This window comes from Roseicyclus marinus, from assembly GCF_030163795.1.
GTDB classification, from domain to species: domain Bacteria; phylum Pseudomonadota; class Alphaproteobacteria; order Rhodobacterales; family Rhodobacteraceae; genus Roseicyclus; species Roseicyclus marinus.
On record NZ_JASJOF010000001.1, the window covers coordinates 379,584 to 393,443 of the forward strand.

12 protein-coding genes are annotated in these 13,860 nt (G+C 64.4%); 1 reads left to right on the forward strand and 11 read right to left on the reverse strand.

Annotation, left to right across the window (positions count from 1 at the left end; all coding sequences use genetic code 11):
• Nucleotides 1-351: 351 nt before the first annotated feature.
• The 4 genes from QQK63_RS01990 to dnaG all read right to left on the reverse strand — a co-directional run bounded on the left by QQK63_RS01990 (nucleotide 352) and on the right by dnaG (nucleotide 5,350).
• The gene (locus QQK63_RS01990; protein WP_277826476.1) at nucleotides 352-621 is read right to left on the reverse strand and encodes an HlyU family transcriptional regulator; all 270 of its coding nucleotides are present in this window, start codon (nucleotides 619-621) and stop codon (nucleotides 352-354) included.
• Nucleotides 622-642: 21 nt separating this feature from the next.
• Nucleotides 643-1,236, reverse strand: coding sequence for a hypothetical protein (locus QQK63_RS01995; protein WP_284283164.1), 594 nt, complete (start codon nucleotides 1,234-1,236; stop codon nucleotides 643-645).
• Nucleotides 1,237-1,292: 56 nt separating this feature from the next.
• Nucleotides 1,293-3,296 carry an RNA polymerase sigma factor RpoD gene (rpoD, locus tag QQK63_RS02000; RefSeq protein ID WP_277826481.1) on the reverse strand — a complete coding sequence of 668 codons (2,004 nt, stop codon included), beginning with the start codon at nucleotides 3,294-3,296 and terminating at the stop codon, nucleotides 1,293-1,295.
• Nucleotides 3,297-3,406: 110 nt separating this feature from the next.
• The gene (dnaG, locus tag QQK63_RS02005) at nucleotides 3,407-5,350 is read right to left on the reverse strand and encodes a DNA primase (RefSeq protein ID WP_277826483.1); all 1,944 of its coding nucleotides are present in this window, start codon (nucleotides 5,348-5,350) and stop codon (nucleotides 3,407-3,409) included.
• A gap of 152 nt (nucleotides 5,351-5,502) precedes the next feature.
• On the opposite strand from dnaG, the gene QQK63_RS02010 reads away from it, so the two are divergent.
• Nucleotides 5,503-5,898, forward strand: a complete 396-nt coding sequence (locus QQK63_RS02010; RefSeq protein WP_277826485.1) for a hypothetical protein — start codon at nucleotides 5,503-5,505, stop codon at nucleotides 5,896-5,898.
• Here QQK63_RS02010 and QQK63_RS02015 read toward each other — a convergent pair.
• From QQK63_RS02015 to QQK63_RS02045, 7 genes are all read right to left on the reverse strand, one after another.
• Entirely contained in the window at nucleotides 5,883-6,452 is a 570-nt protein-coding gene (locus tag QQK63_RS02015) for a sarcosine oxidase subunit gamma (protein ID WP_277826487.1), read from the reverse strand. The genes QQK63_RS02010 and QQK63_RS02015 overlap by 16 nt on opposite strands.
• Nucleotides 6,445-9,378, reverse strand: coding sequence for a sarcosine oxidase subunit alpha family protein (locus QQK63_RS02020; RefSeq protein ID WP_277826489.1), 2,934 nt, complete (start codon nucleotides 9,376-9,378; stop codon nucleotides 6,445-6,447). Before QQK63_RS02020 ends, QQK63_RS02015 begins: the two co-directional genes overlap by 8 nt.
• Nucleotides 9,375-9,638, reverse strand: a complete 264-nt coding sequence (locus tag QQK63_RS02025) for a sarcosine oxidase subunit delta (protein WP_277826491.1) — start codon at nucleotides 9,636-9,638, stop codon at nucleotides 9,375-9,377. Before QQK63_RS02025 ends, QQK63_RS02020 begins: the two co-directional genes overlap by 4 nt.
• A gap of 12 nt (nucleotides 9,639-9,650) precedes the next feature.
• On the reverse strand, nucleotides 9,651-10,904 hold the full coding sequence (locus QQK63_RS02030) for a sarcosine oxidase subunit beta family protein (protein WP_277826493.1): 1,254 nt from the start codon (nucleotides 10,902-10,904) through the stop codon (nucleotides 9,651-9,653).
• 106 nt (nucleotides 10,905-11,010) lie between these two features.
• On the reverse strand, nucleotides 11,011-11,577 hold the full coding sequence (locus QQK63_RS02035; protein ID WP_277826495.1) for a TadE/TadG family type IV pilus assembly protein: 567 nt from the start codon (nucleotides 11,575-11,577) through the stop codon (nucleotides 11,011-11,013).
• The gene (locus tag QQK63_RS02040) at nucleotides 11,574-12,137 is read right to left on the reverse strand and encodes a TadE/TadG family type IV pilus assembly protein (protein ID WP_277826497.1); all 564 of its coding nucleotides are present in this window, start codon (nucleotides 12,135-12,137) and stop codon (nucleotides 11,574-11,576) included. The genes QQK63_RS02035 and QQK63_RS02040 overlap by 4 nt, the downstream gene beginning before the upstream one ends.
• Nucleotides 12,138-12,151: 14 nt before the next feature.
• The gene (locus QQK63_RS02045) at nucleotides 12,152-13,816 is read right to left on the reverse strand and encodes a TadE/TadG family type IV pilus assembly protein (RefSeq protein ID WP_277826499.1); all 1,665 of its coding nucleotides are present in this window, start codon (nucleotides 13,814-13,816) and stop codon (nucleotides 12,152-12,154) included.
• Nucleotides 13,817-13,860: the final 44 nt, after the last annotated feature.

A 13,860-nucleotide genomic window follows, 5' to 3' on the forward strand; every position in this document is an offset into this window, starting at 1 on the left:
ATCTGCCCACCACCCCACAACCACCGATGCCAAACTGTAGGGTGGGCAATCTGCCCACCAAAACCACCCCACCGCCTCACCGACGCCGCCCGTATGGTGGGTTCGCATCGTGGGCCCGCGTGGTGGGCAAATTGCCCACCCTACGTCTCCCACCTCAACCAAATCTCAATCCGACCATGCATTGCCCGCGCGCCACACGCGCCCCGGACCCGTTGCACGACCCCCGTCAACACCGTTCCCGCGCAGGGTTAACGAGACCTTGCCCGGTCCCATCCCCGGCAAGATCCCCTTCACATGCCCCGAAAAATCTTAACCTTTCCGAAACTTTCGGCAAAAAATCGTAACCCGATCTTAACCGAAAATCCGCTCGCCCTGTTCGTCGATCACCTGCTTGGCCTTGCGGATCGAAAACGCCTCGGCTTCCTCCAGCGTCTGCAACGTATCAGCGCGCAAGAGTTGGTGAACCTTGGTTTCCCCGCCCAGATCCTTCTCGATCCGTGCCGACACCCTGTATCCACCCGAACCCTGCTGCGGATCGGGAAAGATACGGAAGTCCTTGTAGAGTTCCGGCTCCTTGGCGGGTTTGCCGCTGCCGCCGAAAAGTCTGGAGAAAAGGGACATGGCTATTAGCCTCGCTGTCGATCAACCGATATTCGAAACGTCAGTATGAACGTAGTGGATAAAGTCCGATAGACCATGCTGCTTCGGAAGCCCCAGAGCATAGTTTGCGGCCATTTCCACGGCAATCCACGTTTCCGCCGATTTTGGTCCCTTCATTTCGGCGTCGCCAACGAAATGCACGAACAGCAGATGTGCCCGAATTCCCTGTCGATGCAGCCACCACAGGTGCGCAATACGATTGGCGGTCTGATAGTGGCAGCGCGCCCAATCCGAACGCATATCCGCGCCCAGATCGCGGGAGCAGTCTGAAAGGCTCTTCCGGATCAATTCTAACGAAGCTGGTGCCGTCGCGCCGCAAGGGCTGCTGAAACTTTCGCTGACATGTGCCTTGGCTTCGACAAGTACCGGCCCGCTTTTGCTTTGGGCCAATCCGTCCCATACCGCGCCGCCGCGCGGCCAGAATTCCCGTAAAGCCGTATCCAGATGCCCCAACCCGAGAATATCAAGAAAGGCGTAATCCTGATATTCTCGATATTGTGTCGCAGGAATGGGTGATACCCAATCCAGTCGCCCAAGCTTTGGCGGCTCCAGCCTTTCAGGTGCGTGCTCTACCAAGTGCTGCAACCATTTCTGGCTGCCGCGAAACGCGCGACCTGTGGCCGGATCGGTCCTCACTGATCGAGGAAACTCCGCAGCTTCCGGCTCCGGCTCGGATGCTTCAGCTTCCTGAGCGCCTTGGCTTCGATCTGCCGGATCCGCTCGCGGGTCACGCTGAACTGCTGGCCCACTTCTTCCAGCGTGTGGTCCGTGTTCATCCCGATCCCGAACCGCATGCGCAGCACGCGCTCCTCACGCGGCGTGAGCGACGCTAGAACCCGCGTCGTCGTTTCCTTCAGGTTCTCCTGAATGGCCGAATCCAGCGGCAGGACGGCGTTCTTGTCCTCGATGAAATCGCCCAGCTGGCTGTCTTCCTCGTCGCCGATGGGCGTCTCGAGGCTGATCGGCTCCTTGGCGATCTTCATCACCTTGCGAACCTTTTCCAGCGGCATCTGCAGCTTTTCGGCCAATTCCTCGGGCGTCGGCTCGCGGCCGATCTCGTGCAGCATCTGCCGCCCCGTCCGCACCAGCTTGTTGATCGTCTCGATCATGTGGACCGGAATACGGATCGTGCGCGCCTGGTCGGCGATGGACCGCGTGATCGCCTGCCGGATCCACCACGTCGCGTAGGTCGAGAACTTGTAGCCCCGGCGGTATTCGAACTTGTCCACCGCCTTCATCAGGCCGATGTTACCTTCCTGGATCAGGTCCAGGAATTGCAGACCGCGGTTGGTGTATTTCTTGGCGATGGAAATCACGAGCCGCAGGTTGGCTTCGACCATTTCCTTTTTCGCCTGGCGGGCTTCTTTCTCGCCCTTTTGCACCTGGTTCACGATGCGGCGGAATTCGCTGATATCGAGGCCCACGTATTGGCCGACCTGCGCCATGTCGCTGCGCAATTCCTCGACCTTGTCGCGGGACCGCTCCATCAGCGCCTGCCAGCCACGCCCGGCCTTTTCGGCCATCCGGTCGCACCATGCCGGGTCCAATTCGCAGCCGCGATATTCGTCGATGAATTCGCGCCGGTTGATCCGCGCTTGGTCGGCCAGTTTCACCATGGCGCTGTCGATGGCCATGATCCGGCGGTTGATCCCGTAAAGCTGGTCGATCAGCGCTTCGATCCGGTTGTTGTGCAGGTGCAATTCATTCACCAGCACCACGATTTCGGACCGCAATTGCTGATAGGTCGCCTCGTCCGATTTGGAGAAACTGCCATCCTCGTTCAGCGTCGCGGAAATGCGCTTGTCCTGCATTTCCGAAAGCTTGACGTAATCGGCGGCAATCCGGTCCAGAATGTCCAGAACGCGCGGTTTCAGCGCCGCCTCCATGGCGGCAAGGCTCATGTTGGCCTGTTCGTCCTCGTCGTCGTCGTCATCGGCGGCGCGGCGGATCGGCTCGCCATCGGCGTCCAACTCCTCGTCAGCCTCGCCACCCCGCGCCTCGACCGGCTGCGGCTTGGCATTGGCGACAGGCGCCACGACCGGTTCGTCGTCATCCTCGCCCAGCGACCGGCCAAAGGTCGCGTCGAGGTCGATGACATCGCGCAGCAAGATGTCTTCATCCAGCAATTCGTCGCGCCAGATCGTGATCGCCTGAAAGGTCAGCGGGCTTTCGCAAAGCCCTGCGATCATTGTATTTCTGCCCGCCTCGATCCGCTTGGCGATGGCGATCTCACCCTCGCGCGACAAGAGCTCGACACTGCCCATCTCGCGCAGGTACATCCGCACCGGGTCGTCCGTGCGGTCCAGTTTCTCGGTCTCGGAAGACGACAGCGCCACCTCGCGCGAGGTCGAGGTTTCCACGAGGTCCGTGGCCCCCTTGTTCGCCTCCGCGTCCTCGTCCGCCTCGTCGTCCTCGATGACGTTGATGCCCATCTCGGACAGCATCGACATCACATCCTCGATCTGCTCCGAAGACACCTGCTCGGGCGGCAGCACGGTATTGAGCTGGTCATAGGTGATGTACCCACGTGCCCGCGCCTCCGCGATCATCTTCTTGACCGCAGCCTGGCTCATGTCGAGCCCGATGTCGGTTTCCTCCCCGTCCTGCGGCTTGCGATCTTCGGTATCTTTGGCCATGGGCAGGTGTCCTTTGGCGGTTCGTGGCGTGAAGCCGGCGGGGCGGTCGGGCCGCCGAATCTTTGCTACTGCAACTTATGTAAGGCGAATCAGTGATTCGCATAGAGCACTTAGCGGGTTTTCTTCTCCCAGACGCGGGCCTCTATCAAGGCACGCAGTCGATCGGACAGGGCGTCTGTGTCTTCGCTGACAGCTCCTTGCATGTCCGAGGCGGTGGCCCGTCCCGCCGTCTGGCGGCGGTGAACGGCGTGGTTGAGGCGGCGACCCAGCCGCGTGTCCCCTTCGGGGATATTGTCCAGGTCTTCCAGCGCCTCGGTCATCTCGGCCTTCAGCGCGCGGTCGGCGTGGTACTTCGCGAACTCCTCGGTCAGGCAGGCTTCTGCCCGGGTGGCATCGGGCGGCCCCGCTAGGATGGGGTTGATGCGCAAATGGGCCATCGACTGCAAGCTTTCAAGGGCGGCCCCGAGTCCCGCGGCGGCGCAGGCCGCCCCCATCGCCTCGGAATCCGCGGCCTCGGCGGTCAGGATCACGTCAACCAGCGCCGCATGATCGGCGTGGCGCGGGGCGAGGCGGTCGAGATCGGTTTCGAACCGGGACACAAGTTCCGGATACCGGCAAAGCGTGGCGAGGATCAGCATGATCCGAAGGTCATCCGCCGAAAGCGCCCCGGACCCCAAGGCGGATGACCGGGTTTCGGCCAAGGGCATCTGCGCCTCGGCAAAGCCACGCGCCCGCCAGCCTGCGCGATCCCCGCGACCTTGTGGCACCGCGGGGCGGAAAAGCGCCCGACGCAACTCTGCCAGCGCCTCGCCATAATGACGGCGCAGGCCTTGGTCGGTGATCTGGCCGATCGCCTGCCGCAGCCGCCGGTCGAGGGCCGCGCGCCGTTCGGGCGTATCGAAGATTTGCCCCTCGGTCTCGCGCCGCCAGAGCATCCGCACCAGCGGTTCGGCGGCATCAAGCTGCGCCTGCATCGCGTCGCGCCCGCGGGCCTTGATCAGCTCGTCAGGGTCGAGCCCTTCGGGCATGAGGCAAAAGCGCAGCGTCTTGCCCGGCTCAAGCATCGGCAGCGCCAGATCGACCAGACGCAGTGCCGCGCGCAAACCCGCCTTGTCGCCATCAAGCGCGATGATCGGCTCGTCCGCGATGCGCCACATCAGCCGCAGCTGGTCTTGCGTGATCGCGGTGCCCAAGGGTGCGACCGCAGCGCCAAAACCTGCCCGCACCAGCGCGATCACATCCATGTAGCCCTCGGCCACGATCAGCGGCTGGCCCTTGCCCGCCGCCTCGCGCGCGGGACCATGGTTGTAAAGCGCGCGACCTTTGTCGAAGAGGGGGGTTTCGCGGGAATTCAGGTATTTGGCGCGCGCGTTCGGGTCCATCGCGCGACCGCCGAAGCCGATGCACCGCCCCCGCGCATCCCGGATCGGGAACATGATCCTATCGCGGAACGCGTCATAGGGTGCGCCGCCATCATCGGGGCGCGTGGCGATCCCGGCCTCGATCACATCCGCCTCGTCGAGGCCCTTGCCGGTCAACGCGCTGAAGGCACCCTGACGGGCGGCGGGCGCAAAGCCGATCTCGAACAGGTCGAGCGCTGCGGCATCGAGGCCCCGCCGATCAAGATAGGCACGCGCCTCGGCCGCAGCGCCGGTTTTCAGCTGTAGCCGGTAATGTGCGACGGCCGCTTCCATCGCTGCGGCCAGTTTCGTGGCGCGGTCGGCCTGCCGCGCGGCCTGCGGGTCGCGGGCCGGCATCTGCATCCCGGCTTCGCGGGCAAGGATTTCCACCGCCTCCATGAAGCCGACATTTTCGGTTTCCTGAACGAACCCCAGCGCATCACCTTTGGCGTGGCAGCCGAAGCAGTAGTAGAAGCCCTTGCGGTCATCGACGTGAAAGCTCGCGGTCTTTTCCTGGTGGAACGGGCAGGGGGCCCAGAAATCGCCCTTGGCCTGGTTCGACTTGCGGTTGTCCCAGATGACTTTGCGGCCCACGACCTGGCTGATCGGGACGCGATTGCGCAACTCGTCAAGGAAGCCGGGTGGGAGACTCATGTCTTGCAATATCGGGGGGGCAGCCCCCCCTGTCCAGATGCGGTGCCGTTAAAGGCTGGGGATGAAACGCCCCGGGCGCTGCGCGCTTTGGCCCAAATCCCGCCAAACTTGTCCCGCATCCTGCACGCTCAGCAGCGGAGCGATGCAGGAACATGGCGCTTGTCAGGACGAAAAGCGGGGGTGCGCGGGTCGAAGTGGTCTTTGCCGCGATGGCTTTTTGCGCGGTGATCGGCATGGGCCTATTCCTCTTTGTCACGCCAGCCGCAACGCCACGTGCCGCGCCGGCCACCGATCCGGTAGAGGTCGTGTTCACGGACCTGATGGCGGGCGAGATCCAGCAATTCAGCCCGTCGCAGGTGCGTGTGCGTCTTGAAACCTACATGGACCGAAGCGAGCGGACCGACGCGCAACTGCGCAATGCCCACCGGTCCTGGGCGGAACGGCTTGGCGACCCGCGCTATGCCGATCAGGCCTTGGCCAACGACATGTTCGTCATCATCGACCACGCGATGCGCCTGCGCGGCGTACGACCTCATCCGGGGGTTTGAGCGCCCCGAAGATCGCGCGCGGCCACGGCCGTCATTGCGCGCGTCAAGTCATGAACCGCGCTGCTGGCCATGGAGCGGAACACGAGGATCTCGAACGTATCCCCGCCCGGATGCAGGATCAGGCAAGACATGTGCCCCAGAAGTGTGCGCCGCGCCGATCCCTTAGGGCAGGCGGCGGGAGCAAGGTCCACGGGCACGAGGCGGGCCAGAACTTCGCGTGTGGCAGGGCCTGAAAGGACCAGATGCGCCCAGGCGTCGGATTGGTCGATCAGGGCGGCATGGGCGGCCAAGGCGGTATCCGGCGTCGTCCCGAGGAGAAAGGCCTGATCCAGCCCCGCCCATGCGATGCGCGTCGACCCTGCCTTGTGCAGATTCCCCGGCGCGGGAAAGGGTAGGCCGTGGGCCGATTGCAGGGCCGTGCTTGCGGCCTCTGTCGCCCCGCGCCAAGGAAGGACGGCCCAGACCTGTCCCGGGATACCTTCGGTCAGTGTCACGTTGCCGATGGTGATCGGTGTCAGGTCACGCAGGGGCGATGTCGCGATCAACTCAGCCACGGGCGCGCCCTCCCTCGCGGTCGAAGAAGACCGGCGGCACGACCTCTACCTTCGTCCGGATACCGCGCAGAGCATCGATCATCATGATTTCATGCCCCTCGCGCTCGGGGCCATGGCGCAGGAAGGCCAGCGCGATCATGTGGCCGAGGTTGGGCGACTGGCCGACCGATGTCACATAGCCCTGATCGTTGCGCGCCTCGGGCGGGTCCTCGGGTTTGAAAAGCCGCGCCCCGGCCGTCAGCACCCCGTCCGGATCGACGGGTTTGAGGCCCACCAAACGCTCCCGCGCGGGGTCTAGGAGGCCGGGGCGGCCTGCTGCGGCCTTGCCGATGAAATCCTTCTTGCCCGACAGCATCCCCTGCATCCCGATGTCAAAGGCGGTGACCCGTCCGTGAATCTCGGCATGTGTGATGAACCCTTTTTCCAGGCGCAGGACGTTCAACGCCTCCATCCCGTAGGCACCGCCGCCCAGAACCTCGGCCCGCGCGACCAGATCGCGGTATAGCGCATCGCCGTAACGGGCGGGCACGGCAATCTCGTAGGCGCGTTCGCCGGAAAACGAGATCCGGAAAAGCCGGGCGGGGATGCCGTGCACTTTGACCGCGCCGCAGCCCATGAAGGGAAAGGCCGTATCGTCGATCGGGTCATCCAGAACGCTGTTCATGAGCTCGCGCGACAGTGGCCCTGCGACCGAAAACTGCGCCCATTGTTCCGTCACCGACAGGAACCGCACGTCCAGATCGGGGCGCAGCGCCTGCGCGGTAAACTCCATGTGGGCCATGACCTGCCCGGCGGCGGCCGTGGTCGTGGTCATCACGAAATGTTCCGGCGCCAGCCGCGCGCTGGTGCCGTCATCCATGACGTGACCGTCTTCCCTCAGCATCAGGCCATAGCGCGCGCGGCCCACGGGCAGGGTCGAAAAGGTATTCGTATACAAGAAGTCAAGGAAGGCTCCCGCATCCTGTCCCATGATCTCGATCTTGCCCAAGGTCGAGACATCGACGACGCCCACGGTGGCGCGGACCATCCGGACCTCGCGGTCGCACGATTGCTGCCATGTCGTCTCGCCCTTGGCGGGGAAATAGCTGGGACGATACCAAAGCCCGGCCTCGATCATCGGCGCGCCACGCGCCAGCGTCGCGGCATGGCTGGTGGTCAGCCGTTCGGGGGCAAAGCCCTTGCCCTCGGCCCCGGCCCCCATCGCCTTGAGCGTCACGGGAACGAAAGGCGGGCGGAAGGTCGTGGTGCCGGTCGTCGAGATGGTGCGCCCGGTCGCGTCGGCCAGAATGGCCAAAGCCCCGATATTGGACGATTTGCCCTGATCGGGCGCCATCCCTTGGGTCGTGTAGCGTTTCATATGCTCGACGGAGGTAAAGCCCTCCTGAGCGGCCTGTTTCACGTCCTTGGTCGTCACGTCATTGGCGAAATCGAGCCATGCCCGCCCCTTGGCCGCGACGGCCCATAGCGTACGGCCCCGCCCCGGGTCGTCGCTGGCATCGGGCAGGGCAGGGGCGCGGGGTTTGCGGCCCATGGCCCGAAGCGCTGTCAGCGCCGCCGCCTGCCCCTCGCGCAGGCAGCCTGCGACCGACAGGGTGCCGTTGCAGGCCCCCGCCGGATGCAGACCCGGAACCGCGCCGGGCGCGGGCAGGAACATCGCGCGCGCCTCGTCCCACACCGGTCGTGCGCCCAGATGGCAGGTCAGATGCACGGACGGGTTCCACCCGCCCGACAGGCCAAGGCAATCCGCCTCCAGCCGTTGTTCGGTCCCGCCCTTGCGGATCGTGATTTCGCGCAACCCCAACCGCCCGCGCGTGCCAATGACCTCGGCCCCGGCGATCAGGCGATAGTCGCCCAAGGCCACGGCATCGGGGCGCGGGTCGATGACCGTCAGCTTGGAAAACCCTTGCTGCCGGGCCAAGGCCGCGATGGTCCGATGCGCGTGATCGCAGGTGGCAAAGACCGCGATCCGTCGCCCGGGCACCACGCCGAACCGTTCGGCATAGGTCGCGATCGCAGAGGTCATCATGATCCCGGGCCGGTCATTGCCGGGGAATGCGATGGGCCGCTCAAGAGCCCCCGTCGCCAGAACCGCCTGTTTCGCACGGATCCGCCAAAAGGTTTCGCGCGGGAGGTCTGGACCGGGCGGCAGATGCAGGCCGGTGCGTTCCAGCGCGGCGAAACTGCCGTCGTCATAGACGCCCGTCACCGCGGTGCGCAGCATGACCCGCACATTGGGGATGGCCCGCAGCTGGTCGAGCCGTGTCTGCGACCAATCCCCGGCAGCCAGATCACCGATCTGGCCATCTTGTGGCCCGGTCTGGCCGCCCGCGACCATCGCATCCTCTGCAAGGATCACGTCGGCCCCGGCCTCGGCCGCCGTCAGTGCGGCCATGATCCCCGTGATCCCTGCCCCGATCACCAGAACGTCGCAAAACGCATAAGCCTTTTCCGAGGTCGCGCCGCCTGCCTCGCCCGACAGCGCGCCAAGACCTGCCGCACGTCGGATCAGCGGCTCGTAGACCCGTTCCCAGAAGGAGCGCGGCCACATGAAGGTCTTGTAATAGAACCCCGCGCCGAGAAAGGGATGCAGCACATCATTGACCGCCATCAGGTCGCGGTGCAGCGGGCCGATGTGGTTCTGGCTGACGACCTCGAGCCCTTGGTAGATCTCCTGCACCGTGGCGCGGACATTGGGCATCCGGTCGGGGCCTGTGCCCACGGTCACCAGCGCGTTCGGTTCCTCGGACCCGGCGGTCAGGATGCCGCGCGGGCGGTGGTATTTGAAGGATCGCCCGACAAGCCGGATATCATTGGCCAGAAGCGCCGAGGCCACGGTATCGCCCGCGCGCCCTGTCACCCTTTGACCGTTGAAAGTGAAGGTAACGCTCGCGGCGCTTTCGCCCTGCCATGTGCTGCTGACCCTCACCTCGCCACCTCGCGCGCCAGCATCGCGCCGGTGACGGCATGGGTCACGGTGTTGCGCTCCACCACCAGCCACGCGCCGCAGCCCGCAACGTGGTGCCACATCTCGCGCGTCGGGCCTGCCGGGTTGTCGCGGTTGTGGAGGTGATCGTCCCATGCCTCTGGGGGCGCAGCGGGGCTGGGGCGGTGCATGTAGGTTTCATGTCCCTTGCAGGTGAATTCGCGGATGTCGCGCGGGCCGCATTGGGGACAGGGGATCAGCATGGATGGGTCCCCTCAATGCAGGTTGTGCTGGCTACCCGTGCCCTCTTCGTCCATCAGGCCGTGGCCCGTGGCAAAGCGGTCGAGACGGTAGCGCGTGGCGGCAGGGTGCGGCTGGCCCGTGGCGATCAGATGGGCAAAGCAATCGCCCGATCCCGGCACCGCCTTGAACCCGCCGTAACACCAGCCGCAATTCAGGTAGAGCCCCTCGACATGGGTTTTGTCGATGATGGGCGAGCCGTCGGGCGACATGTCCATGATGCCGCCCCAACTGCGCAGCATCCGCGCCTGTCCGATCACAGGCATCAGGGTCATCGCGGCCTCGACCACATGTTCGGCCATGGGCAGGTTGCCGCGCGCGGCATAGGAGGCGTAGAAATCCAGATCGCCGCCAAAGACCAGCCCACCCTTGTCGGATTGGCTGATGTAGAAATGGCCCATCCCGTAGGTCACCACATGGTCGATCACGGGTTTCAGCCCCTCGGTGACGAAGGCTTGCAGGATATGGCTTTCGATGGGCAGGCGCATGCCGGCCATCGCCGCGACCTGGCTCGAGCGTCCCGCCACCACGATCCCGACCTTTCTCGCCCGGATGGAACCGCGTGTCGTCTGCACGCCGGTCACGCGCCCGTTTTCGATGTCGATCCCCGTCACCTCGCAATTCTGGATCAGGTCGACGCCGCGCCGGTCGGCGGCGCGGGCAAAGCCCCAGGCCACCGCGTCATGCCGCGCCGTGCCGCCGCGCGGATGGTAGAGACCACCATAGATGGGGAACCGGGTCTGGTCGTAATCGAGATAGGGTAGGATCTCGCGGCAGCCGTCGCGGTCGAGCAAGATGGCGTCATCGCCCTGGGCGATCATCATGTTGCCCCGCCGGGCGGCCGCGTCGCGCTGTCCGTCGGAATGGAACAGGTTGATGACGCCGCGCTGGCTGTGCATCACGTTGTAGTTCAGGTCCTGCTCCAGCCCTTCCCAGAGCTTGAGCGAATGGGAATAGAATTCCGAATTGCCGGGAAGCCCGTAATTGGCCCGCACGATGGTGGTGTTGCGCCCCACGTTGCCGCCGCCCAGATACCCTTTCTCCAGCACCGCCACATTGGTCAGCCCATGCCGTTTGGCCAGATAATGCGCGGTGGCCAGCCCGTGGCCGCCGCCGCCGATGATCACGATGTCATAGGCCGGTTTCGGCGCGGTGTCGCGCCATGCCGGGCGCCAGCCGCGATTGCCCGTGATCCCCTGTGCCAGCACCTGCCAGCCTGAATAGCGCATGTCCCGCCCCGTGGCCGCCTTGCGCGAACACTATCGGGCGCGGCCCCCGCAAAGGAAAGCCCGGCCGCGACATTGGCGGGCATGGCGGCGACGCGTTGCGCGCCGGTCAGCAGGTGTTTTGCGTCTCGAACCGGATCTGACCGGCATAGCGCGGTCGCGTGAAGGTGAAGTTCGTGAAGGTGATCGGGGCGAGGCCGGTGTTGAAGGCTGGGCGATAGGGGATGAAGGATTGCACGAGGATCAGCCGCTCGGCATGGACCATGGTGGGCAAAAGCTCGCCCATGTCGACGAGGTTGGCGGTGAACAACACCGCCTCGCCGTTGGTGGCGTCGGACCATTCCACGCAATGGCTATCGGTGGTCGCGTCGTAATAGATCTGCGACACCCGCAGGCGCACGCCGCCGTCGTTGCGCACCATGTTCTCGAGCAGGCTGGAATAGCCGTCGACATCGCGGGTGCGCAGGGTGTTGGTCTGCCGCGAGATCACGTCGGCGATTGCATAGGTCGCCTTGACCGAAGAGGCGTAGGTGCGGAACGCGTCGAAAAAGACGAAACTCGAGATATAGCACCATGCAAGGACCGGTGTGATGATCGCCGTTTCCATCGCGATGGCGGCGCGTTCGTCTTGCCAGAAGCGGTGGATCATGCGGCTGAGCATCGCGGAGGGTCTCATTGCGGTTCATTCACGAAGATGGATGAGGCGACGATGTGCAAACCGCCCGTGTCGTCCCGCGCAAGGTTCAGGCCAAAGCCTGAGAAGGGCAGGATCCGGTCGATGATGGCACAGACCCGGATCACGACCAGTTCGTTGTCCTGACCCTGTCGGAACTCGTTGGCCGGCCGGATCGACAGGTCGCGGCGGTCGACGCAGGCGACATCGGCGGTGGGCAGATCGTAGGTCGTCGTGTCGATCACCCGCAGGTCCACCACCAGAACCTCCAGGCAATTCGGGATCGCCCGCGTGTTGTCGCAGATCGCCTGCGCGATATCGACCGAGGTCAGGGCCCGGGATTGCCCGGTTGTCTCGTCCGTGATGTTGCGCACCAGCCGCAACAGGCGCACGCCTTCGTCCAACGAGCGTTCCATCAGGACCTGCCGCGTCAGGATCACGCCATTCTCGAACACGGCGATGAACATGGTGATCACGATGGGGAACATGATCAGGAATTCCATCGTCGCCGTCGCGTGTTCATCGCGCGCGAAGGTCCGCATGCGGTGCAACAAGCCGGTCACGATACGCCCCCCCGTCATTGCACCAACCGCAGGCGGTTGATGGTCTGCGCGATCGAATTGAAGGCTATGCTGATATCCAGCCCATCCACGTCATAGTAATGCGCGTCCGACGAGGCGCAGGCCCGCATCGCCGACTGCCCACGCGGCGGGGCGTCGAAGGCGATGGTGAAGATCACGATGCCTTGGTTCTTGGCGGCCTGGCAGATCGCGTTCAGCCGGGCATCGCCGACGATGCCGTTGTCACTGGCGAATTCATCCACGATGTCGTGGAACTCGAACTGGTTTCTTATTTGGATGACGTGGTTGGCCCGCCAGTGGTTGTCCGACGACCACTGGCCCGCGCGTTTGTTCCATGAATCGGAGTGGAACATCCGGCTCGCCAGCATGCGGACCGAGATATGCTCCCAGAGGTCGCGGTAATCCAGCTGGACCGCATTGCTGCCGCCGTCTGGATGGTGGCTCCAGTAATCGGCGCTCTCCTGCCAAAACTGGTTCCAATACGGATAATAAACCGAGAAGCGGCCGGTGTTCGGGTCGCGCCAGAACGGGCTCGGGCCGCTGCGGAACTGGGGACGCAGGTCATATTGCTGCGTGTTTTCCCCGTCGGTCATCAGCACGATGATCTTGAGTGTTTCGGGGTTGTTGTAGGCAGCCGGGCGTCCATTGAAATCCGCGTGCACCATTCCGTTCGTGACCAGCCCGGCAAGCGCCGGACGCGCGGCGGGATCCAGAAGCGCCACCGCCCATCTCATGCCCACGTCGCTTGCCGTCGCGCCTTGGGGCGACAGCGCGTTGATGGCGCCGTGCAACTGCGCGATGTTGTTGGACCAGGGCAGGATCTGCCCCGACGTGCCTTCCCGGCACACGGGCCAGTCGATCGGGGCTGAGGCCGTTACGGCATCAAAATGCCCCAGCCGTTGGAGCGGCACGGTTGGATCGATCCCGATGAACGGGTTGGAACCGGAGAAATTGAAATCGGCATCGTAGAAGCGCGCGCAGGTCGAATAGGTGTGTTCGTTCGTCAGCGAAAAGACCGAGGCGAGCGTCGGGCCCATGTTGACCGTGAAATCATAGGGGATCAGTGACACCGAAACGAACTGTTCGCCGGTGGCGTTGTTGTTGGCTTCCATCACGGTCGTGACGAAATCCCGCGCAGCGGGCCGCAAGTCGTTGATGCGGAAGGTGGGGCTCAGGTTCATCGACCCCGAATTGTCGATCACAAGCGAAACTTCGACGTTACGGACCCGTTCCTCGGCGGCACCCGCTGCGGGCGAGGTCAGCATCGGCTGGCCGAACAGGTTCATGAACAGCGTCTGCGTTTCCATCTCGGCCCGCGCCTCGACGCGGCGGAAATTGACCCCCTGCTCGACATTCACCCGCAAGCGATACCCTTCGAACCCTGCGGTCTCGAAATAGTTCTCGACGACTGCCCGGGGGTTCTGGGTTTGGCCAAGGGATGCCGCGGCCAGAACCGCGCGGTCCAGCGTGTATTGCAATTGAACCCGCTGAGATTCGTAACGCATCACGTCGATGGCGATCCCGCCGATCCCCACCATGAGGACGAAAACCACGGTGGCGAACACGGTGGTCGACCCGTCATCACGCGTCCAGAATCGTCGGGCAAGGCCGCTCAGGCCGCGCGGCGACGTCGGGTGGGCTTGGTCTGTGACGCTGTGCATCCTGCACGCTCCGACAAAACTGCTGATCCTTGCCGCGGGTGGCC